Source organism: Curtobacterium sp. PhB146, assembly GCF_004342995.1.
In the GTDB taxonomy this organism is placed as follows: domain Bacteria; phylum Actinomycetota; class Actinomycetes; order Actinomycetales; family Microbacteriaceae; genus Curtobacterium.
Genome location: NZ_SMBN01000002.1, coordinates 358,472 through 384,349, shown reverse-complemented (window position 1 = coordinate 384,349; position 25,878 = coordinate 358,472). Strand labels below are relative to the sequence as shown.

Sequence of the window (25,878 nt, the reverse complement as noted above, 5' to 3'; positions counted from 1 at the left end):
AGCATGACCACGATCCACGACGCCCCCGACGAGTTCGCCGAGGACCAGCTCGCCGGCTGGCTCGCGCTCTACGCCGACCGCGTCCGCGGCGTCCACGGCGGCGTCGTCACCCTGCCCACCGACGGCGCCGACCCCCAGGTCGCGGTGGTCGTCGGCGGCGGTTCCGGCCACTACCCCGCGTTCTGCGGGATCGTCGGCCCGGGGTTCGCCACCGGCGCCGTCGTCGGCAACGTCTTCACCTCGCCGTCCACCGCGCAGGTGTACTCGGTCGCCAAGGCGGCCGACCAGGGGAAGGGCGTCGTCCTGTCGTTCGGCAACTACGCCGGTGACACGATGAACTTCGGGCTCGCCGCCGAGCGGCTGCGTGCCGAGGGCATCGACACCCGGATCGTCGTGGTCACGGACGACATCGCGAGCGCCGACGAGGAGTCGAAGCGTCGTGGCATCGCCGGGGACTTCTCGGTCTTCAAGGCGATGGGTGCCGCAGCCGCCGCGGGCGCGGACCTCGACGAGGTCGAACGCCTCGGCAATGCATCGAACGCCGCCACCCGCACGATCGGTGTCGCGTTCTCCGGGTGCACCATGCCCGGCGCCACCGAGCCGCTCTTCACCGTGCCCGACGGCCACCTCGGACTCGGGCTCGGCATCCACGGTGAACCCGGCATCGAGGACGTCCCACTGCTCCGCGCCACCGACCTCGCGGCGCTGCTCGTCGAACGACTCCTCGCCGACCGACCGGCGAACGCGGGCACCCGGGTCGCCCCGATCCTCAACGGCCTCGGCGACACCAAGTACGAGGAACTGTTCCTGCTCTGGGGACGCGTCCTCCCGCTGCTGCGGGACGCCGGCCTCGAGATCGTCGAACCCGAGGTCGGCGAACTCGTCACGAGCCTCGACATGGGCGGCTGCTCGCTGACCCTCCAGTGGCTCGACGACGAGCTCGACCCCCTGTGGCGTGCCGACACCTACACGCCCGCGTACCGCAAGGCGGCCGCGCCGATCGCAGCGTTGCTGCCGGCCGACGCGGTGGGCGACGCCGAGGACGAGGCGACGGTCGTGCCGGACGCGAGTGATGCCTCCCGGCAGGCCGCGCAGACGGCACGCGACGCGATCGAGGCGATCGACGCGCTCCTGCGGGAGCACGAGGAGGAGCTCGGCCGCATCGACGCCGTCGCCGGCGACGGCGACCACGGACGCGGCATGGTCAAGGGGATCGGCGCGGCTCGGAAGGCAGTCGACCGGGTCGGCCAGGAGGCAGGGGTCGCCTTCGTCCTCGGACGCGCCGGTGACGCGTGGGCCGAGTTCGCGGGCGGCACCTCGGGAGTCCTGTGGGGTGCGGCACTCGAGGCCTTCGGACGGTCGCTGCGCGACGACCGCTCCGCGTACGAGGCGTCCGACGTCGTGGAGGCCGCACAGGCCTTCGCCGACTCGATCGTCCACCTGGGCGGGGCGTCCCGCGGGGACAAGACGCTGCTCGACGCACTGCTGCCGTTCGTGGATGCACTGCGGACCTCGGTGTCGGCTGGTTCCTCGCTCACCGACGCGTGGCAGGCTGCAGCGGAAGTCGCTCGTGACGAGGCCGACAAGACAGCCGACCTCACGCCGAAGGTCGGGCGTGCCCGGCCGCTGGCGGAGAAGAGCCTGGGGACACCCGACGCGGGTGCCACCTCGATGGGGATGATCCTCACGCGGGTCGGCGAGGTCCTCGCTGCCCGTGCGAACGAACTGGAAGGAACACACGCATGACGTACCGTCTCGTGATCGGCTCGGACGATGCCGGGTTCGACTACAAGGAGATCATCAAGCAGGACCTGCAGGCCGACCCGCGGGTGGCGTCGGTCGTCGACGTCGGCGTCGACGCGGACGGGCACACCGCGTACCCGCACGTGGCCGTCGACGCAGCGCGACTCGTCGCGTCGGGTGAGGCCGACCGCGCGATCCTGATCTGCGGCACCGGACTCGGCGTCGCGATCGCGGCGAACAAGGTCCCGGGCATCCGCGCCGTCACCGCGCACGACTCGTTCAGCGTCGAGCGTTCGGTCCTGTCGAACGACGCCCAGGTCCTCTGCATGGGCCAGCGGGTCGTCGGCGTCGAGGTCGCCCGCCGGATGGCGAAGGAGTGGTTGGGCTACGAGTTCGACCGGACGAGCGCGAGCGCCTCGAAGGTCCAGGCCATCTGCGAGTACGACGGCAGCGCGCCCGCCGGCGTCGACGCCCAGGCGTAGGCGCGGCGGCACTCCCGCGGAACCAGGTTCCGGACACAGCACCGTGCATCTGCGCGGTGCTGTGTCCGTTGCGCGGTGTCGAACGGTCAGCTGCGCGCGGCTAGCCGGTGCACGACGGCCTTCGTCGCCTCGTAGAGCTCGCGGTAGTCGCGGTACCCGGGCTCGTAGGCCGCCGTCGCGACGGGGTCCGGCTCGATGACCGTGGCCGGCGGGTTCCACTGCCGGATGTCGACGTCGGCCACGAGCTGCGCCGCCAAGAACGCCGACCCGTACGACGCTCCCACGGTCACCGACGGCACCGTCTGCCGCAGCCCGGTCACGTCGCTCACGATCGTCGGCCAGAGCCGTCCGAGCAACCCGCCGCCGGCCCCGACGAGCTCGCGGACCTCGACCCCGGCCGCACGCAGTACCTCGATGTTGTGCCGGACCGCGTAGGCCGTCGCCTCGAGCGTCGCCCGGTAGATGTCCCCACGCGTGTGCCGCACCGTCAGCCCGGCGATCACCCCGCGCGCGTCCGGATCGGCGATGGGCGTCCGCTCCCCCGCGAAGTACGGCAGCATCAGCAGCCCGTTCGCGCCGATGCCCGCACACCGAGCCTCTTCGAGCATCGTCGGCCACTCGCCGTCGACCAGCCGACGCAGCCAGTCGGTGATCGCCCCGGAGGTCGCCATCCCACCCGACACGCTCGGCTGTCCCGGGTGCGTCCCGACCGTCGTCCACATGCCCGGCACCGGCGTCGGCTCGGCGGTCGGCGCGATCATGAACATCGTGGTGCCGTACTGCAGGAACATCCGGCCCGGCACGGACTCCCCGACGCTCACGCCCTCCGCCCATGCGTCGATGGTGCCGGCCGTCACGGGGATACCGACCGGGAGGCCCGTGGCCGCGGCCGCCTCGCGCGTCACCACGCCCGCCTGGTCGCCGGACCACAGCAGCCGCGGCAGGGGCAGGCCGGGCGCGAGCTGCTCGCACCACTCGGTGATCCAGGTGTTCTCGTGGACGTCGTAGAGCGGGGTGGTCTGGCTGGCCGAGTGGTGGTCGAGGACGTACTCCCCCGTCAGCAGCTCCACCACGCGTGACGCCGGCATCGTGAACCGGACCGCCCGCTCCCAGACGTCGGGCTCGTGGCGGGCGACCCACGCGAGCTTCGCGCCGGCGGCCTGGGTGCTCAGTCCGGAGCCACACCGGGCGCGGATCGTGTCCTCGCCCCCGAGCTCCGCCGTGACCTCGTCGAGCAGGTCGGCCGTCCGGGTGTCGATGCCGTACAGGACCGCCGGGCGCAGCGGATCACCCGCGTCGTCGGTCAGCAGGACGCAGGGGCCGATGCCGCTCACGCCCACGGCCTGCACGTCGGCATCCGGGACGAGCGCGAGGAGCTCGTGCGTCAACGTCGTGAACTCGTCCCACCACACGGCCGCGTCCATCTCGACCAGGCCCTGGGCAGGACGGTCGACGTCGTGCCGACGGCTCACCTCGGCGATCACGGTGCCGTCGAACCGGGCCAGCAGCGCCTTCGTGCTCGACGTCCCGATGTCCAGACCGAGCACTGCCCGCATGCCGCCTCCTTCGCCGCCACGCGACCGCCGTCGGTCGCGTCCCGAGTCTACGAACCTTCCGCGGGCCGCCAGATCGACTCCAGACCCCAACTCTCCGGCGCGCCGAGATCCGCAGCGCGCGGTCGAAGTCCATCAGGGAACGGGCGTGCTCGATCTACGCTCCGGTTCGGTACGTCTCACGCAGCGTGATGTGCCCCGCGACTTCGCATCCACGATCAACGGAGTCCGGCTGTCGGAGCGGGTGGAGGTAGCCCCGTCAGGCGGTAGTAACCGACTCTGCTCGACCTGCTGATCCAGCGTGAGCCAGGGCTTCGAGTACTCGACCACCACACCCCCAGGTGAAAAGAAAATCAGCCCGGGCCGAATGGCGACGGGCTGATCGTGATGGGTCCGATCATACCGGAGGTTGACGACGCGGTGGGGTCCGATGAACGAGTGTGGACAACATGTTCTCCCCAGTCGAGACGCCCAGCGTCCTGTCGGGGGCCGGACGTACCGTACTCACGACTCCGATGCTCCACGAGGGGAACCCGATGAAGAAGTCAGCCTGGCTGCCAGCAGTCATCGCGCCGGTGGTCGTCGCCGGCGCCGTCGCCGCCCCGATGATCGCGAACGCGGCGAACGACCCGATCGCGGGGACGAACCCGACCGCGGCCGACGTCATCGCCAGCATCGCGAAGTCCTCGGACGCGCAGTACTCCGGCAAGCTCTCGCAGTCGAGCGACCTCGGACTCCCCGAACTGCCGACCGGTTCCGGCGGCTCCTCGCTCGAGGGCGACGCCTCGGACGTGCTCGGGCTGCTCACCTCGTCGCACACCGCCCGCGTGTACGTCGACGGCGCTGACAAGCAGCGCGTGCAGTTGACGCAGCAGCTCGCCGAGCAGGACGTGGTCCGCAACGGGTCCGAGGTCTGGACCTGGGACTCGAAGGAGCGCACGGCCACGCACGTGACCCTGCCCTCCGACACCGCGAAGGACCTGCAGGACGGCGCCACCACGCCGACCGACATCGCCGAGCAGGCCATCGACGCCATCACCCCCAGCACCACGGTCTCGAAGCCGACCGAGGTCAGCGTCGCGGGTCACGACGCCTGGCAGATCACGCTGACGCCGAAGTCCTCCGACACCCTGGTCGGCACCGTCCGACTGGCGGTCGACCAGCAGACCGGGCTGCCGCTGCGCGCGACGATCCAGGCCGCCGGGCAGGACGACCCCGCGGTGCAGGTCGGGTTCACGAGCCTCGACTACGGCGCACCGGCCGCGCGGCTCTTCGACTTCACACCCCCGTCGAACGCGAAGGTCACCGAGAAGGACCTGTCCGACGCCGAGCACGGTGCGCACGCGAAGGGCGACCACGCCCGCGGTGCGCACGACGGTGACGAGCCGACCTTCACGGGCGAGGGCTGGGGCACGATCGCCGAGCTCCCCGCCGGCACGGTGGACCAGTCGTCCCTCGGCGACGAGGCATCGGGCCTGCTCGGCCAGCTCACGAAGGCCGTCGACGGCGGCCGTGCCGTCCAGACCTCGCTCGTGTCGGTCTACCTGACCGACGACGGCCGGGTCCTCGCCGGCGCCGTGCCGGTGTCGTCGCTGGTCGCCGCCGCGAAGTGAGCACACCGGAACCCGCGCACACGACGGAACCGGCCGCCGTGGACGCGACCCGTCCGACCACGGGCACCGACCTCGCGATCCGCACCACGGGCCTCCAGAAGGTCTTCCGCAAGCAGCGCGCCGTCGACGGCATCGACCTGTCGGTGCCGCGCGGCGCGGTGTTCGGGTTCCTCGGGCCGAACGGCTCCGGCAAGACGACGACGATCCGGATGCTGCTCGGGCTGTCGAGCGCGACCGGCGGCACGATCGAGGTGCTCGGCCAGTCGATGCCGAAGGCGCTCCACCAGGTGCTGCCGCGCGTCGGTGCCCTGGTCGAGGGTCCGGCCTTCTACCCGTACCTGTCCGGGCGCGCGAACCTGCAGCGCTTCGACGCGGCCGACCCCACGTCGGACCCGCGCACCCGCAAGGCCCGCGTGGCCAGCGCCCTCGACCGTGTCGGCCTGACGCACGCGGCGGACAAGAAGGCGCACGCGTACTCGCTCGGCATGAAGCAGCGATTGGGCCTGGCGAACGCACTGCTCTCCCCGCGCGACCTGCTGGTGCTCGACGAACCGACGAACGGCCTCGACCCGCAGGGCACGCGCGAGGTCCGCAACCTCATCCGGTCCCTGGCGGACGACGGCACGACGGTGTTCGTGTCGAGCCACCTGCTCGCCGAGATCGAGCAGGTCTGCACCCACGCCGCGGTGATGCGCACCGGCAAGCTCGTGGCACAGGGCGAACTCGACGAACTGCGGTCCGCCGGAGCCCGCACCGTGACCGTCCGCACGCCCGACATCGGGCAGGCCGGCAGCGTGCTGACCCGGCTCGGGCTCGTCCCCCGGCACGACGGCGGCGCGGACGTCCTGGTCGCCGACCTGCCGCACGAGCTGCTGCCCGAGACCATCACCGCCGAACTCGTCCGCGCCGACGTCCGCGTCCGTGGGCTGACGGTGGGCGGCGGCACGCTCGAGGACCTGTTCGTCGCGCTCACCGGAGAGGGCTTCGATGTCGCTGCCTGACACTGCCCGTGCACTGCCCGACGCCGAGGCCGATGCCGAGGCCCCGCGCCGCCAGCGTCCCTTCGCCCTGCTCGGCTCCGAACTCGCGCTGGTGTTCCGCCGCCGCCGCACGTGGGCGATGCTCGGGGCCCTCGCGCTCGTCCCCGTCCTGATCGCGGTCGCCGTGAAGCTGACGACCGACGGTGACGACGGCGGCCCGGCGTTCCTCGGCGACATCACCAACAACGGCCTGTTCGTGGCGTTCACCGCGTTGACGGTGTCGATCCCGCTGTTCCTGCCGCTCACGGTCGGCGTCGTCGCGGGCGACACCGTCGCGGGCGAGGCCAGCCACGGCACCATCCGCTACCTGCTCGTCGCACCGACCGGCCGGGTGCGGTTCATCCTGGTCAAGTTCGCCGGCGCGGTCGCGTTCTGCCTGGCGGCCACGTTGCTCGTGGTGCTCGTCGGTGCGGCGATCGGTGCCGTGCTGTTCCCGATCGGTCCGGTCACCCTGCTGTCCGGTACCCAGGTCGGCGGAGCGTCGTACGCCGGTCGGGCACTGCTCCTCGCCCTGTACGTGGCGATGTCGATGCTCGGACTCGTGGCGATCGGCATGTTCGCGTCGACGCTGACGAACGTGCCGGTCGGGGCGATGGCCGCGACGGTGGTGCTGGCCGGGGCCTCCCAGGTCCTCGACCAGCTCCCCCAGCTCGACTGGCTGCACCCGTACCTGTTCTCGCACCAGTGGCTGGGGTTCGGCGACCTGCTCCGCGACCCGATCTCGTTCGACTCGTTCGGGTCGAACGCACTGCTGCAGCTCGGCTACGTCGTCGTGTTCGGCGCGCTGGCGTACAGCCGGTTCGCCTCGAAGGACATCCTGAGCTGAGCCCGACCGCCGAGCCCGACCGCCGTCAGCTCGCCGGGCTCGCTGAGCCGCCCGCCATCGTCTCCGCCTCCGAGCCGCGCGCATCCGCGTAGCGGTCCCGCAGGTCGCGGGCCTTCTCGGAGCGGTACCAGTCGAGCCGTGCTCCGGTCTCGACCGTCTGCATCCCGATGACGACCTTGCCGCGTGACTTCATCTCGGCGAGGTCCTCGTACGCCTCGACGATGTACTCGAACGGGTAGAACCCCGAGATGAGCACCTGGAAGCGGCGCTCCTGCAGGGCCTTCGCCAACGTGGTCAGGAGTTCACGGGTCTCCTCGTCCTCTGCCGGGGCGCGCAGGAACCGGAGCTCGATGTCGCGGCGTTCGTCCGACGACACGAAGCGCTCGTCCCCGACCCCGAGGCGTTCCGCCAGGAGCTCGGCGTTGCTCTCGCCGTGATTGTCGATGAAGGCGGTGATCGGCCGGCCGTCCGCGATCGCTCGGATGCGGTCTTCCTCGCCCTCGCCGTACACGACCGGCAGCGTGCCGATCTGCCGCAGGTAGTCGTGGTTGCGCGCACTGCCGAGGGTGATCACGGTCGCACCGGCGTCGTGCGCCAGCTGGCTCTCGATGTGGCCGACACCGCCCGCTGCAGCGGTGATGACGACGGTGTCGTCCGGCCCGAGGCGGAGCGATCGCACCACCGACACCGCCGTGCACCCGGCCAGGTACAGGCCACCGGCGACCTCCCACCCGACGTACTCGGGCTTCTTGATGACGGCACCACGCGGCACCACGATCCAGTTCGCGTGCGAGCCGCCCTGGGGCGCGTGCCCCATGACCTCGTCTCCCACCCGCAGGTCCTTCACGCCGTCACCCCGCGCCCGGACGATACCGGCGAAGTCGACGCCCTGCCGTGCCGGGAACTCGAGCTCGATGTGGTCCCGGAGCTTCCCCTCGCGCAGGAAGCGCTCGATGTGGTTCAGCCCGGCGGCGACGATCTCGACGACGATCTCGCCGGGGCCGGCCGTCGGCTTCTCCTGCGGGACGAGCTCGACCACGCTGAAGTCGCCGTACCGGTCGTACTGGACTGCCTTGCCGTTCCGCATGGGTGCTCCTTCGCTGGCGTGTGCCTCCGGCCTACTCGGTTTCCCCGCGTGCAGCCCGAGCAGGCGGGGTACCGGCCGTGGGCGGTACCGACGAGCGGACGGGAGGCCCGTGGCGGCGCCGCCACGGGCCTCCCGTCCGTCGGTCGCGCACGTCCAGTACGCCTCGCGCGCCCGGTGCGCGTCGCGCGCTCACTGCACGCCAGCCGCTCGGTGCTTTCCGGCTGCCGCTCAGTGCTTGCCGGCTGCCGCTCAGTGCTTGCCGGCTGCCGCGATGACGGACGCGACGGTCTCGGCGTCGAGGTGGAACGCGAGCGGGTCGGTGTCGGGGCGTGGGACGCGCAGCGGCGTCGACCAGACGGAGCCGTCCTCGGCGACGTCCACGACGAGGGCGCCGCTGTCGGCGTACGCGGATTCCTGGTCGTAGGCGCCGGTGACGTCCGTGTCGTTCGCGACCCCGGGGGCGACGAGGACCGGGACGCCGGCCAGCGAGCCGGCGAAGTGGTGGTGGTAGTGCCCGCCCAGGACCACGCGGACGTCGGAACTCCGGATCACGTCGGCGAGCGCCTCGGGGTTCTGCAGCCGGAGCGCCTCGTGCAGCTCGGTCGGGGCCGGCAGGGGCGGGTGGTGCAGGACGACGACCGTGCCGTGCGGGGCGTGGTCCCCGGCGAGCGCGGTGCGGAGCCGTTCGAGGCTCGCGTCGCTGAGCTCGCCGTAGCCGGCACCCGGCACGCTCGTGTCGACCGTGACGATCCTCCGGCCGGCGACGAGGGACTGCCCCCACACCGGCACCGTCGGCGGGTGGTACTCCATCGTGTGCATGACGGGGCGGCCGCCCTCGCCGAGGACGTGGCCGTTGGACAGCACCTGGCGGAAGCCCTCGCGCAGGTCGTGGTTGCCCGGGACCGCGACGAGGGCGGCTCCGTGGCGTTCGGCCCATCCGCCGACCCGCTCGAGGACGGCGGCGTAGGACTCGGGGCTGCCGTCCTCGGACACGTCGCCCGAGATGACGACGAGGCCGATGCCGGGCACTCCGTCGACGTGGGTGAGCACGCCGTCCAGCGCTGCGGTGGTGTCGACGGACCCGTGGTGCAGGGCGCCGTCGCCGGTCAGGTGGGTGTCGGAGAGGTGGAGGACGCGGAGGGTTCCTGCTGCGGGCGGCTGCATGGGGTCCACGGTAGCCACGGGGGCGATGGGTGGGCTGGGCGGGGCGGGGTCGGGTCGGGGGCGGGCGGGCGCTTCGTGAGCAGGAATGGTCGGGTCGGGGCGTCAGACTCGACCGTTTCTGCTCACGAAGTGACTCGTGCCGGGGCCGGCGACGTGCTGCGTGCCGTCGGGCAGGACGACGTCCGCGCCGGAACCGGGCGGCACCGTCACGGTGAGGGACACGGTGCCGTCATCGGCGGTCCACGCCACCGCGGCGTCGCCGTACGGGGTCCGCACCGTGCACGATGCCGACCCGACCGGGCCGCACACCGCGGGCGCCACGGTGAACCGCCGCCACCCGGCCTCGGTCGGCCGGATCCCCGCGACCCACCCGGTGAGCCAGTCGTCGACCGTCCCGAGGAAGTAGTGACCGTGCGACCGTGCCGCCAGGTCCCAGTGCTCGAACATCGACGTCGCCCCGGCCTCGCGCCAGGCGCCCCACGACGGCGGCGAGGTCTGTCGGGCGACGGCCAGCGCGAGGTCCGCGTAGCCGGCGTCGGTCAGGACGGGCAGCAGCCACTTCGTCCCGATCGCCCCGGTGTCCAGGTGGTCGCCGCGGGCCCGGACGTCGGCGGCGAGCGCCGCGGCCACGGCTCCCCGGTCGGACGGGGCGCGCACGACGTCGAACGCGAGGGCGAGCACCTGATGGGACTGTCGGAATCCCTCGTCGCGTTCGCCCCGGACCGCGCCGTCGTGCAGGAACGCCTCGGTGAACGCCGCGCGGACGTCCTCTGCGGCCGTTCGTGCCCAGGACCCGTCGCGCCCGAGCACGTCGTCGATCGCGGCGACGGTGTCGAGGATCCGGACGAGGAACGCGGTGGCCGGCACGCGGGAGTCCTCGGGTGGGTTTCCGCCGCCGGGGCTCGTGCCGGGGGCGACCCAGTCCCCGAGGATCGTGTCGGCGATCCCCCCGAGCGACCGTTCGGCCTCGAAGCGCGCGTACTGCTCGATGACGTCGACGTGCTGCTCCAGCACGGCGGGGTCGCCCGTGTGGCGGTACACGTCCCACGGCACGGTGACGAGCGCTGCGTGCCACACGGGTGCACGGGTGTCGACGCCGAACACGCCGGCGTTGGGGGCGATCAGCGCGGGTGGGTGCCCCGGTGCGACGGTCTCCGCGAGGTCACCGACCCACTTCGTGAGCACCGCCGCGGTGTCGAGGTTCGTCAGGAACATGTCCGCGCCGACCGCTGCGTCGCCGGTCCACCCGTTCTTCTCGTACTTCGGGGTGTCGGTCGGGTACCCGTGCAGGTTGTTCTCCATCGTGTGCACGGTCGCGTCGTGCACCCACTGCAGCAGGGCGTCGTCGGTCCGGAAGTCCGCGCGCCGTGCGACGTCGGTGCGCACCACCCGGGCGACGACGTCGGACGGAGCGGGACCGGACGCGTCCGGCCAGCCGGAGAGCTGCACGAACCGGAACCCCTTGTACGAGAATCGCGGCTCCCACCACCCGCCACGGTCGTCGAGGGTGACCTCGTCGGTCTGGACCCCGTCGGCGAAGTAGTGGTTGTCGTCGTCGGCGTTCGGCAGTCCGTCAGCGCGCAGCCGTTCGCCCGAGCGGATCCGGACCGTCCGCCCCGCGGCACCGGCCGGCAACCGCAGACCGACCCAACCGGCGATCACCCGCGGGAAGGCCACGACCCACTCCCCCGGTGCGGCTTCGGTGACCGAGGTGGCCGCGAACTCCTCGACGATCCGGATCGGCTGCTCACGTCGCGCCTCGAGCGCCCCGGCCGGGCCGGGGACCACGGTGGCCGGTTGCGGGACCGCTGCCAGCGACCCGCCGACGCGACGGCGCAGGTCCGCCAGCTCGCCGCCGTACAGGTCGTCCAGGAGGATCGTGCCGGCCCGCGCGGTCCAGTCCGGTCCGGTGGGCAGCACCTCCACCGCGCCGCCGTCACGCTCGATCCGGAGCACCGCACGGACCGAGGGCTCCGCGTGCCACGGCGCCCGTTCCCACGCCCAGACGTTCGCGTTCGTCATGCCGTGGAAGCCGCGGCCGAGTTCGAGACCGACCTCGTGCGCGTTGCCGTCGCCGAGCGCCGCCGTCAGGTCGTGCACGACCACCTGGACCCGGCGGTCCCAGTGCGTCGTGGTCGGCGCCAGGACCTCGTCGGTGGCGAGCGCCCCGTCGACGCGCACGTCGGCGTGGCCCCCGGCGGCGAGGGCGAGCAGTACCCGTTCGATCGGCGGTCCGGCCGGCACACCGATCGAGAGCACCGGTGCGGCGAAGCTGCCGTCCGCGCTGCGTTCGCGCGGACTCCGGCCGTCGTCGACGGCGTCACGCGCGGCGGCTCCGGCGCTGGCCGGGCCTCCGATCCAGCGTGCTCCGGACCACTCGGCGGCGGCGAGCGGTGCCGGGGTGAACCGGCCACGTACCACGGCGACGCCCGTGGCGGACTCCACCCGGGCCTCCCAAGCGTGTTCGGTCCACGCGGTGAACCGCAGGTCGGACGGCGAACGCAACCAGGGCGTCGGCGTCTCCGTGCGGCCGGAGTCCCAGACGACGCGGTCGGCGTCCCGGACCACCACCTGCGCAGCGGTCTGGGTCTCGTCGGGACGCCAGGCGAACCGCAGGCCGCACTGTGCGGTCCCGATCGGGTCGTGTTGGCCGTCGACGTCGTGGTCCAGGAGCTCCATCGCACCTCCAAGGTCGGATGAAACGATTCAGGACGATCCGGGCGCTGTCAACCCGTGCGGCATCAAGGTCGGATGCGGTCGGTGCCGTAGCGACTCGGCGGGACTCCGAACGCGTCACGGAACGCCCGCGAGAAGTACAGCGGGTCGGCGAACCCGACTGCGGCGGCGACCTCGCCGACCCGGAGTCCGCTCGTCAACAGCAGTTCGGCTGCCTCTCGCATCCGGGTCTCGCGCACCCAGCTCGACACCGACGACCCGAGGTGCGCGGCGAACAGCCGGCCGGCCGTCGACTCACTGCAGTCGCCAGCGGTGGCGATCTCGGCGACGGTCATCGGGCGCTGCAGGTTCCGGAGCACGAAGTCCGTCATCCGGTCGAGCGCGACCGGAACCGTCTCGTGTTCGTCGTCGCGTGCGGCGCGGGTCTCGGCGAGCACGACCGCCCCGAGCGCGCGGAACACCGACTCGTCGAACGGGCCGTCGGCGAACCGTTCGACGACGTACCGGCCGAGCGACCCGAGGCGACGCGCGACACTGCTGCGCCCGGGCCAGAGGATCGGGAGGTCCACGCCGTCGGGATCGTCGAAGCGTGCGGAGTCGTCCAGCACCTGGTCACCGGGCGCGTGCGCGACCTCCGGCACGACCGGCCGACCGTGCGCATGGCGCGGGACGACGTGCACCGTCCCCAACCGGAACGGCGAGCGGTCGTCGGCGCGGTAGGCGACGTCGTGGCTCCACGGCAGCCGGAGGACGTCGCCGGCGGTCAGGTGGAACCGCTGCCCGGTGGACTCGACCACCCCGCTCCCGCTCAGCACCCAGAGGCAGCACACGCTGTGCACCCACAGGTGGTGGATCTGCTCACCCGGGCGGAAGCGGTACCAGTTCGCCGCGACGACGACGGGGCCGGCGGCAGCGCGTTCGTCCATGCGGACACTGTACGCATCGGTGCAGGTGGACCAGCGTTGACCGGATCGTCCAGGTTCTGCCCGCGGAACCCATGCCGCCGCCACCTGGTCCGAACGTAGCGTCGGTGCACCGGTCGACGGCGATCGGTGACAGGAGGACGACCATGCGGATCACCGCGGACACGGACATCTGCGTCGGAGCCGGGCAGTGCGCCCTGGTCGCCGGAGCACTCTTCGACCAGGACGACGACGGCATCGTGGAGCTGCTCGACGAGCACCCGGGCGCCGCCGACGAACCAGCAGCCCGACGAGCGGCGGCGCTCTGCCCCGCACACGCGATCACCCTGCAGGACTGACCGTGCACGTGGTCGTCGTCGGCGCCTCGGTCGCCGGTCTGACGGTCGCCGAGGCGCTCCGGGCCGAGGACCACAGCGGGCCGGTGACCGTGGTCGGCGACGAGCCCCACGTGCCGTACGGTCGCCCACCGCTCTCGAAGCAGGTCCTGACCGGAGCGTGGGATGCCGATCGCGCGGCGCTCCGGACCGCCGCGGAGCTCGACGCCCTCGACGTCACGATCCGCAGTTGTGTCCGAGCCACCGGCCTCGAGCCGTCGGCGCACCGACTGCTGACCGATGCCGGCCCGATCGCGTACGACGTGCTCGTCGTGGCCACGGGGGCGACCGCGGTCCGACCCGCAGTACCGGGCGCCGAACGCGTGCACCTGCTGCGGACGCTCGACGACGCCGTGCGGCTGCGTGCCGCGTGGACGTCCGCCGAGCGGGTCGTGGTCATCGGCAGCGGGGTGCTCGCGTCCGAGATCGCCTCGGCGGCCCGGGGCAGCGAGCGCGCGGTCACGATGGTCGGACGTCGTGGCGGGCTGTCGTTCGGGACGGTCGGGCTCGCGCTGTCCGATCGGCTCACCGCGCTGCACCGGGCCGCGGGCGTCACGGTCGAACCGAGCGCCGGGGCACGGGCGGTCGAGGCCACGCGGACCGACGGCACGGGGCGCGGCGGCACGGGGCGCGGCGGCACGGCGGTCGTGCTCGGCGACGGTCGGCGCGTGCCGGCCGACGTGGTCGTGGCCGCGACCGGCGGACGTCCGAACACGGCCTGGCTCGCTGGCTCCGGGCTGGTCGTCGACGACGGCATCTGCTGCGATGCACGCGGGGTCGCGGCTCCCGACGTCTTCGCGATCGGCGACGTGGCGCGGTGGGCGGCGCCCGGGGTCTTGCCGGCACCCGCTCCCGCGTCCGGCACGTCGCTGCCGCCCCGTGTCGAGCACCAGACCAACGCGATCGAGCAGGCCCTGTCCGTCGCCGCGACCATCACCGGCCGCGACGACCAGACCGAGCGCGTGCCGTTCTTCTGGTCCGAGGTGCACGGCGTGCTCGTGCAGGCAGCCGGCACCTTCGACCCCGCCGCCCCGCTCGAACCGTGGGACGACGACCCGGCCGTCCTCGTGCAGCGCTCCGGCGACCACGGCAGTGCCGGCGACCACGGTGGTACCGGCGACCGCGGCGGCGCCCGCGACCGCGCGACCACGGGCGTCGTCGGCTGGGGAGCACCGCGGTCCTTCCGACGCGCACGACGGCTCCTGGCGGCCGGCATCCCGACACCCACCCGATGACCCGCACCGCACCGACCTGGAGGTCCCCGTGACCACTTCGACCGAACCCGCCGCCTGCCCGTTCGCGCACGCGCGCACCCTGCCCGTGGACGGCACGCCGCTCGCCCCGTCGCCGACGATCGCCGCGTGGCGCGCATCCGACGCCGCGGTACCGCTCGAGTACCAGGACGGCCACGTCGGCATGGTGGTGACCCGGTGGGAGGCCGCGCGAGCGGTGCTCGGCGACCCGCGCTTCAGCCAGCTGCCCCACCGCATGCCGCGGAGCGACGCTGCACCGGCCCACGACGCAGCGCACGCAACCACGGCACCACCATCGGACACGCTCGACGACGCCGCACGCCGGTCGATCGACGCCGCCAACCTGCTCGCCCTGGACGGCGACGCCCACCAGCGCATGCGCCGCGGTGTGACCAGCCGGTTCTCGGTGAAGCAGGTCCGTGGTCGCGAGCCCTGGGTGCACGACACGGTGGCCGGCCAGCTCGAGGCATTCCGGGCGCTCGGCCCCGGTGCCGACGTGTTCGCCGACTTCGCCCAGCCGATCGCCGCACGGACGCACTGCCGGGTGATCGGGGTGCCGGACGACCTGGTGCCGCAGTTCCGGGAACTGTTCGTCGACCAGGTGACGACGACCACCACCCAGCAGCGGTTCGACCACATCCGGACGGTCCTCGACCGACGGACGGGCGATCCCGGCGACGACGTCGTGAGCGACCTGCTCGCCTCGGACTTCGAGCGGTACGAGGTCGAGGGGCTCGTGTTCCAGCTCATGAGCGCGGGACACGACTCCGTCGCCTACCTGATCGCCACCGCCACGGTCGCGTTGCTCACGAACCCCGACCAGCTGGCCCTGCTCCGCGACGACCAGGACCGCATCGCGCCGGCCATCGAGGAGTTCATGCGCACCGGTGCGATGTTCCTCACGCTCTTCCCGCGCACCGCGACCGAGGACGTCGTGCTCGACGACCAGCTCATCCCAGCCGGCACGACGCTGTCGGTCTCGCCCGTCGGTGCGAACCGGGATCCGGAACGGTTCCCGGACCCCGATCGCCTGGACGTCGAGCGGGACGCCTTCGGGCACCTCGGGTTCGGGCACGGTCCGCACGGGTGCGTCGGTCAGCAGCTCGCGCGGCTCGAGATCCGGCAGGCGCTCACGCAAATGCTCGCCGGCCTGCCCGGGCTCCGACTGCTCGACGCCGACCAGCTCCACCCGCTGCCGTTCGCGAACCCCGTCGCCACGTACGAGGCGGGAGCGGTCCATGTCACGTGGGACCAGGAGACCGCGGGGACCGCGGGGACCGGCCCGAAAACCGATTCTCGTTCAATTTATCCATCGATCTGAATTAATGCTGGCGCTCCGGCCCGGAGCGTCGTACATTTGTCGCCAGCCGCCCGGTGAAACGATTCACCTCCACCGGACGGTGTGCCGATTGTCAACGAAGATGACCGGAGGGACTCGATGTCGAGCCGACCACCACACCCACCCACCAGGCCCGCGCCACGCGACGTGTCGCGTCGGGCGTTCCTCGCAGCGATCGCCGCCGGCACAGCGACGATCGGGCTCGCGGGGTGCACCGTGATCAGCGGCGGCGCGGTCGCCGCCGACCAGCAGGGCATCCGCCTCAGCAAGGACCCGGCACCGGGCCGCGACCACGTCATCGAGCTCTACAACATCTGGGGCGGCACCCTCGGCAACGCCTGGGTGCTGCTCGGGGAGCTCTACGAGAAGTCGCAGTCGCACACCGGCGTCCGGGTCACGTACGCGCCGCTGTCCGGCAACACCCAGATCCGTCTGCAGACCGCGATCGCCGCGGGCACCCCGCCCGACCTGGCCTTCTGCACGCCCGAGGAGTACCCGCAGTTCGCCGGGTACGGCGTCGTCACGAAGCTCGACGGCTACATGGCGAAGGCCGGCCTCGGCGAAGCCGACTACGCCCCGGCGGTGTGGAAGCAGATGACCGCGACCGACGGCATCTACGCGCACCCGATCCTGGTCGACGTCAACTTCCCGCTGTTCTGGAACAAGAAGGTCTTCGCCGACGCCGGCCTCGACCCCGAGACGCCGCCGACGACCATCGACGAGCTCGACCGGTTCTCGGACAAGATCCTGCGGAAGGACGGCCGGCGGATCACCCGCATCGGCACGATCCCGTGGGACTACTACGGCTTCAGCAACTCGATGTTCACGCTCGGCTTCGCCTTCGGCGGCAAGTTCATGAGCGACGACAACCAGGTGGCGACCCCGGACGACGACAACATCGTGCAGGGGCTGCAGTGGATGTGCGACTACGCGAAGAAGGTCGGCGGCGCCAGCCAGCTCGCCGTCACCGCTCCGTCGCAGACCCTGCCGTCCATCGCGAGCGGCAACGTCGGCATGGCGCCGATGACCACGACCGACAGCTCGAACGTCTACAAGCAGGGTGACGCGTCCAAGGTCGAGCTCGGCGCCGCACTGTTCCCCTACGCCGAGGGGCTCGGCTCCCCCGGCAGTGCCACCTGGCTCGGCGGCTACGACCTCTTCATCCCGAAGGAGTCGAAGGAGCACGACGCCGCGTGGGACTTCCTGCAGTTCGCGACCACGTCCGACGAGGGCACCCAGGCGAACTTCACGAACGGCACCCTGCTACCCGGCTACACGAAGTCCCCGGTCCTGCAGGAGTTCCGCGACGACCCGACGGTCGCGATCTACCGCGAGGGCCTGCTGTCCGCGCGGAACATCCGACCGACGATCCCGGTCGCCAGCACCTACGCGACGGCACTCGACGTCGCCGTCAGCAGTGCCATCTACGGCAAGACGACCCCCGAGCGCGCCATGAAGAGCGTCGCCGCGCAGGTCAACTCCGCCCTCGACGAGTTCCGGAAGGAGCACCCGTGACCGTCACACGGAGCATCACGACCAGCGGACCACGGTCGCGCGACAAGGGGTCCAGCTGGCTCACCCACTGGATCCCCCGCACCCGCGCGCAGCGACAGACGTTCCTGTGGGGGCTCTTCTTCACCGCGCCGGCGATCATCGGCCTCGTCGCCTTCACGGGTGGCCCGATCATCACCAGCGCCGTGAACAGCTTCACGAACGCCAACCTGCTCGGCGGCAGCCGCGACTGGATCGGCTGGGACAACTACCGCACGCTCTTCGCCGACGGCCAGTGGTGGCTGTCGCTCGGCAACACGCTCTTCATCACGGTGATCTCCGTCCCGCTCGGCATCGCCGTCGCGCTCGGCCTGGCACTGCTGCTGAACTGGCGGGTGCGGGGCCTCGGCTTCTACCGCGTGGTCTTCTTCGTCCCGTCCATCGTGCCGATCGTCGCCAGTGCGGTGATCTGGGCGTACGTCCTCAACCCGCAGTACGGCGTCATCAACAACGTGCTCGGCCTGTTCGGCATCCAGGGCCCCGGTTGGCTCTCGGACCCGGACTGGTCCAAGCCCGCGCTGATCCTGTTCGGGCTGTGGGGCGTCGGCAACCTCGTGGTGATCCTGCTCGCCGGCCTGCAGGGCGTGCCGCAGGACCTGCTCGAGCAGGCGTCCCTCGACGGCGCCGGCACCTGGCAGCAGTTCCGCAACGTGACGCTGCCGTTCATCAGCCCGCAGCTGCTGTTCGCGACCATCACGGGCCTGATCGCCGGGTTCCAGTACTTCACGCAGGCGTTCGTGATGACGGGCGGGTACGGCGATCCAGCCGGCTCGACCCTGGTGTCCGGCGTCTACCTGTACCAGTCCGCGTTCTACCACTACCAACTCGGCTACTCGAGCGCGGTCGGCTGGGTGCTCTTCGTGATCATCGCCGCCGTCTCGATCCTGGCGTACCGGATCATCGGCCGGCGCGTCTACTACGGAGGTGAGGCACGATGACCGCCATCGACAGTCCGACCGGCGCGGCCGCGGCCGCCCTCGAGCCGGGGCAACCCGGCCGCCCCGGCACCGCGGAGCCCAGCCGACCGGTCCGGAAGCACCGCAAGCGCACCTGGCCGCAGGTCGCCGAGTCGATCGCGAAGCACTCCGTCCTGATCGTGCTGAGCGTCGTCTTCCTGATGCCCCTGTTCTGGATGGTGACGGGCGCGTTCAAGACCCAGGCGGACATCGGTGCGTTCCCGGTGAAGTGGTTCCCGGACACCATCACGACCGGCAACTTCTCGTACGGCCTCGCCACGTTCCCGCTGCTGCAGTACTTCTGGAACACGCTCGTGATCTGCGTGCCCTCGATGATCGGCGCCGCACTGTCGAGCGCGATGGTCGGCTACGGCGTCTCGAAGATCCGGTGGCCGTGGCGGAACGGGATCTTCACGATCCTGATCGCGACGATGATGGTGCCGTTCTACGTCACGATGGTGCCGCTGTTCGTGGCCTACCGTGACATCGGCTGGACGGGCACGTACCTGCCGCTCATCGTGCCGACGTTCTTCGGCATCCCGTTCTTCATCTTCCTGATGCGCCAGTTCTTCCTCGGCATCCCCGAAGCGCTGTCGGACGCCGCACGCATCGACGGCGCCGGCGAGCTGCGTGTGTTCTTCCAGGTGATCCTGCCGCTCTGCAAGCCCGCGCTGGCGGCCGTGATGCTCTTCCAGTTCCTGGCGTCCTGGAGCGACCTGCTCGGCCCGCTCCTGTACCTGACGAAGTCGAGCCAGTACACCCTGTCCCTCGGCCTGACGTTCTTCCAGGGCGCGCAGGGCGACACCGCGGTCGGCCCCCTCATGGCCGTCTCGACCATCATCCTCATCCCCATCGTGGTGCTGTTCTTCTTCGCCCAGAAGACCTTCATCCAGGGCATCACGATGTCCGGCATCAAGGACTGACGAAAGGAACCGCATGACCGACACGACGACCTCCACCGCCCGCCGTATGGCCGGCTCCCACCCGACCGGGAGGCCCGCCACCGGCCCGCAGGACACGGTCGCCCCGTCGGGGCTCCGCGTCGAACACCTCCGCGAACCCCTCGGGATCGGCTCACCGACTCCGCGCCTGTCGTGGCTCGTACCCGACGCCCCCGCGGGCTGGTCCCCGACCGGAGCCGACGTCGAACTCGTCTCGCGGTCGGAGGGCGACGACACCGGTTCCTCCGCCCGGGTCGACGGCTCCGGCGTCCTCGTCGCGTGGCCGTTCGCACCGCTGGCGTCCCGCGAGCGCGCGGTCTGGCGCGTCCGTGTGGTGGGCGACGACGGCACCGGAGCCGAGCACGCGACGGGCTGGAGCGAGCCCCTGGAGGTCGAGGCGGGCCTCCTGGCCGACAGCGACTGGACCGCCTCGTTCGTCGCCGCGCCCTGGCGGGAGAACACCCGTGTCGACCAGGCACCGCCGGTGCTCCGGCGACAGGTCCCGCTGCGCGGACCGGTACGCCGGGCGCGGCTCGCGGTCGCGAGCCTCGGCCTGCACGAGGTGACCATCGACGGGGTGCACGTCGGCGACGCCGAGCTCGCGCCGGGGTGGACGTCGTACGGACACCGCGTGCGGTACCTCGTGCACGACGTCACCGGACACCTGTCGCAGGGCGGCGACGTCGTCCTCGGCGCGCGCCTGGCGGACGGCTGGTACCGCGGCCGGATCACCTGGGACGACCGCATGCGGAACGTCTACGGCGACCGCCTCGCACTCATCGCTCAACTCGAGGTGGAGTACGAGGACGGCACGGCCGAGACCTTCGGCACCGATGACTCCTGGCGCGCCGCACGCGCCGGGATCCTGCTCTCCGGCCTCTACGACGGAGAGAAGTGGGATGGCGGAGTCGAGCCCGACGGTTGGCAGGCCGTCGGGTTCGACGACTCCGACTGGGACCCGGTCGAGGTCCTCGACCGCCCGTCCGCCTCGCTCGTCGCCGCCGACGGCCCCGTCGTCCGGGTGACCGAGGAGATCGAACCGACGTGGTCACGGCGTTGGGACGCCGGCGCGATCCAGCTCGACTTCGGGCAGAACCTGCCGGGCCGCCTGCGGATCCGGAACCACGCGGTCGGACCGTTCGGCGTCACGATCCGGCACGCCGAGGTCATGCAGGACGACGAGCTCGCCACCAGGCCACTGCGCACCGCGAAGGCCACCGACGTCTTCTACTCCGGGCCGTCCGACGACGGCACCGGCACGTGGCACCCGCGGTTCACGGTGCACGGGTTCCGCTACGCCGAGGTCGAGGGATGGCCGTCCGCGACGCTCGAGCCCGGGGACATCGTCGCCGAGGTCCTGCACTCGGACATGCGCCGCACCGGGTGGTTCCACTGCTCGGATCCGCGACTCGAACGGTTCCACGAGAACGTCGTCTGGTCGATGCGCGGCAACTTCGTCGACATCCCGACCGACTGCCCGCAGCGCGACGAACGGCTCGGCTGGTCCGGCGACCTGCAGGTGTTCACGCCCACCGCGGCGTTCCTGTACGACTGCGCCGGCGTCCTGCGGTCGTGGCTGCGGGACCTCGCGCTCGAGCAGCGACCGGACGGCGGCGTGCCGCACTACGTGCCGACGCTGCCGGGCGCCGACCCCGAGGGCAACCACGCCGCCGTGTGGGGCGACGTGGCGGTGCTCACACCCTGGGAGCTGTACCGGGCGTACGGCGACGTCGGGCTGCTCGAGGACCAGTGGGCCTCCGCCAAGGCCTGGGTCGACGGGGTGCACGCGACCTCGGACGAGTCGTTGGTGCGCGTCGACGGCTTCGAGTTCGGCGACTGGCTCGACCCGCTCGCCCCGCCGGAGGACGCCGCGGCTGCGAAGGCCGACAAGTACTGCCTGGCGACGGCGTACTCGTACCGATCGACGTCGGTGCTGGCGGCGTGGGCGGGGGTGCTCGGGGACCAGTCCTCGTCCGACCACTACGCGGCGCTCGCCTCACGGATCCGGGACGCATGGCGCGAACGGTTCCTGTCCGACGCCGGCGAGGTGCTCGATGACTCGCAGGCGTCCAGCGCGCTCGCGATCGTGTTCGGGCTCGTCGACGCCTCGGGGCCGGTCGGTGAACGGCTCGCCGCCCTGGTGCGCGCGAACGGACACCGGATCGGCACCGGGTTCGCGGGCACCCCCGTGGTCTGCGACGCGCTGCTGCAGGCCGGACACCTCGACGACGCCTACGCGATGCTGCTGCAGGACGAGTGCCCGTCGTGGCTCTACCCGGTGGCGCAGGGCGCGACGACGATCTGGGAGCGCTGGGACTCGTTGCTGCCGGACGGCCGTGTGAACTCCGGCGGGATGACGTCGTTCAACCACTACGCCCTCGGGTCGGTCGCGGACTTCATGCACCGGGTGGTGGCCGGCATCGCGCTCGCGTCCCCCGGCTACGGGGACATCCTGTTCGCCCCGCGCCCCGGTGGTGGGTTGACCTCGGCGGGGGCAGCGCTCGACACCCCGCACGGACGGGCGGCGATCGACTGGGAGGTCGTGGACGGCACGCTGTCGGTCACGGTCACCGTGCCGGTCGGCGCGACCGCGGTGCTCGACCTGCCCGGCGCTCCGGCGACGCCGCTGGCCCACGGCACGTGGCAGGCCTCGGTTCCCGTGTAGCGCGGGCGGGCGCTTCGTGAGCAGGAATGGTCGGGTCGGGGCGTCAGACTCGACCATTTCTGCTCACGAAGTCATCCGGGCACGCATTCGCGCTTAGTCCGGCAGCACCACGTCCGGGATGTCCCGCAGGAAGATCTCGATCGTCTTCGGGCCGACCCCCTTGAGCGCACCGAGTCGGTCGCGCAGGTCCTTCCGCGACGCCGCGGTCTTCACCAGGTGCGACACGGACCCCTCGTCGGCGTCGAGCGTGTGCATCGTCTCGTGCAGGGCATCGGTCATCTGGTAGTCGAACCGCGCGTAGCCGCCCTCGTCCAGGACCCGGCGCAGCTGCTCGCGTCCGGCGCCCGCGAACTTCCCCGGGCTGGTGAACCCGTGGTCGATGAGGACGCGGTAGGTCTCCGCCGCCTGCTCCTGCCGGATGGGCCGGCCGAAGAGCATGCTGGCGAGGAACCACCGGTAGAGCTGTTGGGGCTTGCCGTCGGACAGGTCGATCCCGAGGTCCGCGGCGTGGGTCACGTCGGCCATGGACCGGACGCTACCCGCTCCCCGCTCCCCCGCTCCTCACTCGGCGGCGGCGGCCAGCTGGTCCTCCAGGTTGAACACCTCGGGCAGCACCCGCGCGGTCTGGTCCGCCCGACCCGCGGCACCGTCGAACAGGTCCTGCATGTGCGCCTCCCATGCGCTCGCGACCTCGGAGGCCGCGAGCGACGCGTCGGCATCGGCCACCGAGTCGGTCTCGTAGTAGCCGATCAGCAGGCCGTCGTCGTCGAGGAACAGGGAGTAGTTCCGCCGCCCCGCCGTGGCGATCGCCCGGAGCATCGCCGGCCAGACCGCGGCGTGCCGCTCGCGGTAGGCGTCCAGGTGCTCGGCCTGCACCTGCAGTCGGAAGCAGACGCGGGTCATCGGTCGGCCTCGGCGCGGCGACGCTGTTCGGCGTCCTGCACGGCGCGCTCGTCGGCGGTGCGCACGGTACCGGTGACGGTGGTCACGGTGCCGTACCGCTCGGCCTCGATCGCCTCGAGCGTCTTGCCCTGCGTGCGCGGCGCCCAGATGGTGCCGACCAGGAACGACATCGCGAGGAGCCCCAGGATGAGTCCACCGAGTGCACGGAGTCCGATGTCGGACAGCAGCAGCGGGAACCAGATGCTCAGCAGACCGACCATGACCCGCGCGGCGAGGAAGAGCACGCCCTGCGCACTGGCCCGGTACCGGGTGGCGAAGAGCTCGCTCGTCCAGAGGCCGTAGAACGCCTGGGCACCGATGCCCGACGAGATGCCCCACGCCACGGCGAAGAACAGCAGCGTGCCGAGGTTCGCCGGCGCGTAGATCAGGACGGCCCAGGCGACGATCGCGAGCACCGCGCCGAGGGCGAACAGCAACCGTCGACTGACCCGGTCGCCGTAGCGCATGAAGCCGAAGTAGGTCGCGGCGACGGTGCAGCCCCACACCAGGATCTGCAGGCCGTACTGCTCGGTGACGCTCGTGACCCCGGTGGCCGAGTACACCCGCGGCTGGAAGATGCCGGCCTGCCCGGCGACGGTGTTCCAGAGCGCGTAGACGCCGAACAGGAACAGCATCGCGGTCAGGTTCCGGCGCCGGCTGAACAGCTGGGTGATCCCGTGGAAGAAGTTCGCGGTGCCGGTCGCGGCGCGCTCGTCCTTCCAGATCGCCGACTCCGGCAGCCCGCGGCGGAGCCACCAGACGACGGCGGCGACGACGAACAGGTGCGCGAAGATGAGCCGGCTGCCGAGCAGCCCGAGGGGTGCGGCGGCGATGGCCAACCCGAAGCCGACCATCGGGCCGATCGACCAGGCGAGCTGCGCGGTGCCGACGTGGGCCGCACGCTTGTCCGCTGGTGCCTGCTCGGCGATGTAGGTCCAGCTCGCCGGCACCCCGGCGCCGACCGCGATGCCGGTCAGGATGAAGCCGACCAACAGCATGCCGTAGCTGCCGGCGAAGACCGCGAGCAGGATGCCGAGCATGTACAGCAGCAGGTCGTAGGTGTAGATGAACTTCCGGCCGTAGCGGTCGCACAGCGGTCCGCCGATGATGGCGCCGGCGGCCGCGCCGAACGCGTTCGCCGACAGGCTCGCCAGCAGACCGACCTCGAGGTCGCCGACGTGGAACTGCGCCTGCCACAGGCTGAGGCTCGTGGCGATCGCGATGATCGACCCCGACTCGATGTAGTTCGACATGGCGACCGAGACGGTCGCCTTCCAGCCCGTGGTGCTCCGGGCTCCGATTCGGACCGCCATTGGTCCTCCGTTCGCGTGTTCGCCAGTGAATCGTTTCAACGGGACAGCGAGACGATAGTGCGCCCCGGCGGGCGTTGGCAAGTCCGTGCTTTGCGCGTCCGCGTGCGGCGCGCCCGCGTCCGCACGGTGCGCGGTCGCTCACTCGGTGCGAGGTTGCCCGCTCCGTGCGGCGCTGCAAGCGCGCACCGAGCGGCCAACCTCGCACGTGGCGGCGCAGCACGCACGGTGCGACGCCGGAGCTGAGCACGCACGGGGCGCGGCCGCACCCACGATCTCGCACCGTGCGGTGGACCTGCCCACCCACCGGACGGGAGGCCCGGGTCCAGCCCGCACCGCGCCTCCCGTCCGCCGTTTTCCACAGATCACGGCGCGCACCACCCGGAAGCGCAGGTGCGATGCCAGGATGGCCACATGGCGGTCAGTGTGCGAGAGGTGGCAGCGCTCGCCGGCGTGTCCCTGGGGACGGTGTCGAACGTCCTGAACCGTCCCGACAAGGTGGCCCCGACCACCGTCGACCGGGTGCAGTCCGCCATCGCCGCGCTCGGGTTCGTCCGCAACGACTCCGCACGCCAGCTCCGGGCCGGCCGCAGCTCCACCGTCGGCCTGATCGTGCTCGACGGCGGCAACCCGTTCTTCACCGACGTCGCGCGCGGCGCCGAAGACGCCGCGATGGACAAGGGCCTGGCCGTCCTGATCGGCAACTCCGACGAGTCCACCGACCGCGAGCGCACCTACGTCGACCTGTTCGAGGAACGCCGCGTCGCCGGCCTGCTCATCTCCCCCGCCGGTGACGACCTGTCCCGCCTCGCCCGCCTGCGCGACCAGGGCACCGCCGTCGTGCTCGTCGACCGCCGCGCCGACGACGAGCACTTCGCCTCGGTGTCGGTGGACGACGTCGCGGGCGGTCGCATCGCGGTCGAGCACCTCGCGGCCATCGGGCGGACGCGCATCGCGTTCGTCGGTGGCCCGTCCAGCATCCGCCAGGTTGCCGACCGGCACGCCGGCGCACTGTCGGCGGCCCGGGCAGCGGGCATCGAGCTCGAGGTCCTGCCGACCGCGTCACTGTCGGTGCTCGAAGGGCGTCGTATCGGCGAAGAACTCCAGGCACGCCCCCGCGCCGAACGGCCGGACGCGGTGTTCGCGGCGAACGACCTGCTCGCGGTCGGCCTCGAACAGGCGTTCATCATGCGCGGCACGATCGCGGTGCCGGACGAGATCGCGATCGTGGGCTACGACGACATCGCCTTCGCCGAGGCAGCCGTCGTCCCGTTGACCTCGGTGCGCCAGCCTGCACAGGACCTCGGGCGCCAGGCGATCGAGCTGTTGACGAAGCAGGTCGAGCTCGGGCAGGGAATCGACCTCGAGCACGTCGAGTTCACGCCGGAGCTCGTGGTCCGGCAGTCCTCTGTCGCCGACGCGTAGCCGACCGCCTCGCGT

At 71.8% G+C, this 25,878-nt stretch carries 21 protein-coding genes; 13 read left to right on the top strand and 8 right to left on the bottom strand.

All coding sequences use genetic code 11. From position 1 onward, the window contains the following. Nucleotides 1-3 precede the first annotated feature (3 nt). Both EDF33_RS10210 and EDF33_RS10205 read left to right on the top strand, forming a co-directional pair. Nucleotides 4-1,746 (top strand): dihydroxyacetone kinase family protein, encoded by a 1,743-nt coding sequence (locus EDF33_RS10210; RefSeq protein WP_132099998.1) that lies wholly within the window; start codon nt 4-6, stop codon nt 1,744-1,746. Next, nucleotides 1,743-2,225, top strand: a complete 483-nt coding sequence (locus EDF33_RS10205) for a ribose-5-phosphate isomerase (RefSeq protein ID WP_123938530.1) — start codon at nt 1,743-1,745, stop codon at nt 2,223-2,225. Before EDF33_RS10210 ends, EDF33_RS10205 begins: the two co-directional genes overlap by 4 nt. A gap of 86 nt (nt 2,226-2,311) precedes the next feature. Here the strand turns inward: EDF33_RS10205 and EDF33_RS10200 are convergent, their stop codons facing one another. After that, nucleotides 2,312-3,781 carry an FGGY family carbohydrate kinase gene (locus tag EDF33_RS10200; RefSeq protein WP_131921827.1) on the bottom strand — a complete coding sequence of 490 codons (1,470 nt, stop codon included), beginning with the start codon at nt 3,779-3,781 and terminating at the stop codon, nt 2,312-2,314. A gap of 533 nt (nt 3,782-4,314) precedes the next feature. Here EDF33_RS10200 and EDF33_RS10195 point away from each other — a divergent pair. Genes EDF33_RS10195 through EDF33_RS10185 form a run of 3 tightly spaced genes read left to right on the top strand, consistent with a single transcriptional unit; the run spans nt 4,315 to nt 7,257 of the window. Beyond that, nucleotides 4,315-5,391: a sigma-E factor regulatory protein RseB domain-containing protein gene (locus tag EDF33_RS10195; protein WP_165918788.1), complete on the top strand. Its 1,077-nt coding sequence runs from the start codon at nt 4,315-4,317 to the stop codon at nt 5,389-5,391. 38 nt (nt 5,392-5,429) lie between these two features. Continuing rightward, on the top strand, nt 5,430-6,392 hold the full coding sequence (locus EDF33_RS10190) for an ABC transporter ATP-binding protein (protein WP_123292318.1): 963 nt from the start codon (nt 5,430-5,432) through the stop codon (nt 6,390-6,392). Then, nucleotides 6,379-7,257 carry an ABC transporter permease gene (locus EDF33_RS10185; protein WP_173169249.1) on the top strand — a complete coding sequence of 293 codons (879 nt, stop codon included), beginning with the start codon at nt 6,379-6,381 and terminating at the stop codon, nt 7,255-7,257. Before EDF33_RS10190 ends, EDF33_RS10185 begins: the two co-directional genes overlap by 14 nt. Nucleotides 7,258-7,282: 25 nt before the next feature. Here the strand turns inward: EDF33_RS10185 and EDF33_RS10180 are convergent, their stop codons facing one another. From EDF33_RS10180 to EDF33_RS20695, 4 genes are all read right to left on the bottom strand, one after another. Continuing rightward, the gene (locus EDF33_RS10180) at nt 7,283-8,344 is read right to left on the bottom strand and encodes an NADP-dependent oxidoreductase (protein ID WP_132099996.1); all 1,062 of its coding nucleotides are present in this window, start codon (nt 8,342-8,344) and stop codon (nt 7,283-7,285) included. A gap of 249 nt (nt 8,345-8,593) precedes the next feature. Beyond that, nucleotides 8,594-9,508: a metallophosphoesterase gene (locus EDF33_RS10170; RefSeq protein WP_132099995.1), complete on the bottom strand. Its 915-nt coding sequence runs from the start codon at nt 9,506-9,508 to the stop codon at nt 8,594-8,596. A gap of 102 nt (nt 9,509-9,610) precedes the next feature. After that, entirely contained in the window at nt 9,611-12,187 is a 2,577-nt protein-coding gene (locus EDF33_RS10165; RefSeq protein WP_132099994.1) for an alpha-L-rhamnosidase, read from the bottom strand. Nucleotides 12,188-12,249: 62 nt separating this feature from the next. Continuing rightward, nucleotides 12,250-13,110 carry an AraC family transcriptional regulator gene (locus EDF33_RS20695; protein ID WP_131879464.1) on the bottom strand — a complete coding sequence of 287 codons (861 nt, stop codon included), beginning with the start codon at nt 13,108-13,110 and terminating at the stop codon, nt 12,250-12,252. A 143-nt stretch (nt 13,111-13,253) separates the two neighbouring features. Between EDF33_RS20695 and EDF33_RS20165 the strand changes: the two genes are divergently transcribed. From EDF33_RS20165 to EDF33_RS10130, 7 genes are all read left to right on the top strand, one after another. Then, nucleotides 13,254-13,445 (top strand): ferredoxin, encoded by a 192-nt coding sequence (locus tag EDF33_RS20165; RefSeq protein WP_165918787.1) that lies wholly within the window; start codon nt 13,254-13,256, stop codon nt 13,443-13,445. Nucleotides 13,446-13,447: 2 nt separating this feature from the next. After that, a complete protein-coding gene (locus EDF33_RS10155; protein WP_165918786.1) occupies nt 13,448-14,716 on the top strand; it encodes an NAD(P)/FAD-dependent oxidoreductase in 1,269 nt (422 codons plus the stop codon). A gap of 28 nt (nt 14,717-14,744) precedes the next feature. Then, the gene (locus tag EDF33_RS10150) at nt 14,745-16,055 is read left to right on the top strand and encodes a cytochrome P450 (protein WP_132099992.1); all 1,311 of its coding nucleotides are present in this window, start codon (nt 14,745-14,747) and stop codon (nt 16,053-16,055) included. A 165-nt stretch (nt 16,056-16,220) separates the two neighbouring features. After that, nucleotides 16,221-17,588 (top strand): extracellular solute-binding protein, encoded by a 1,368-nt coding sequence (locus EDF33_RS10145; RefSeq protein WP_165918785.1) that lies wholly within the window; start codon nt 16,221-16,223, stop codon nt 17,586-17,588. Further along, a complete protein-coding gene (locus EDF33_RS10140) occupies nt 17,585-18,562 on the top strand; it encodes a sugar ABC transporter permease (RefSeq protein ID WP_207906673.1) in 978 nt (325 codons plus the stop codon). The genes EDF33_RS10145 and EDF33_RS10140 overlap by 4 nt, the downstream gene beginning before the upstream one ends. Next, nucleotides 18,559-19,503, top strand: a complete 945-nt coding sequence (locus EDF33_RS10135; protein WP_132099991.1) for a carbohydrate ABC transporter permease — start codon at nt 18,559-18,561, stop codon at nt 19,501-19,503. Before EDF33_RS10140 ends, EDF33_RS10135 begins: the two co-directional genes overlap by 4 nt. Nucleotides 19,504-19,516: 13 nt before the next feature. After that, on the top strand, nt 19,517-22,186 hold the full coding sequence (locus EDF33_RS10130) for an alpha-L-rhamnosidase (protein WP_243692429.1): 2,670 nt from the start codon (nt 19,517-19,519) through the stop codon (nt 22,184-22,186). Between the two features lie 93 nt (nt 22,187-22,279). Here the strand turns inward: EDF33_RS10130 and EDF33_RS10125 are convergent, their stop codons facing one another. The 3 genes from EDF33_RS10125 to EDF33_RS10115 are packed head-to-tail and all read right to left on the bottom strand — an operon-like array spanning nt 22,280 to nt 24,441. Then, nucleotides 22,280-22,711 (bottom strand): DNA methylase, encoded by a 432-nt coding sequence (locus EDF33_RS10125; protein ID WP_111084411.1) that lies wholly within the window; start codon nt 22,709-22,711, stop codon nt 22,280-22,282. 36 nt (nt 22,712-22,747) lie between these two features. Continuing rightward, complete coding sequence (locus tag EDF33_RS10120) at nt 22,748-23,089, bottom strand: L-rhamnose mutarotase (protein ID WP_131879475.1); 342 nt, start codon at nt 23,087-23,089, stop codon at nt 22,748-22,750. Further along, on the bottom strand, nt 23,086-24,441 hold the full coding sequence (locus EDF33_RS10115; RefSeq protein ID WP_207906672.1) for an MFS transporter: 1,356 nt from the start codon (nt 24,439-24,441) through the stop codon (nt 23,086-23,088). Before EDF33_RS10115 ends, EDF33_RS10120 begins: the two co-directional genes overlap by 4 nt. A 411-nt stretch (nt 24,442-24,852) precedes the next feature. Between EDF33_RS10115 and EDF33_RS10110 the strand changes: the two genes are divergently transcribed. Next, the gene (locus tag EDF33_RS10110) at nt 24,853-25,863 is read left to right on the top strand and encodes a LacI family DNA-binding transcriptional regulator (protein WP_132099990.1); all 1,011 of its coding nucleotides are present in this window, start codon (nt 24,853-24,855) and stop codon (nt 25,861-25,863) included. Nucleotides 25,864-25,878 lie beyond the last annotated feature (15 nt).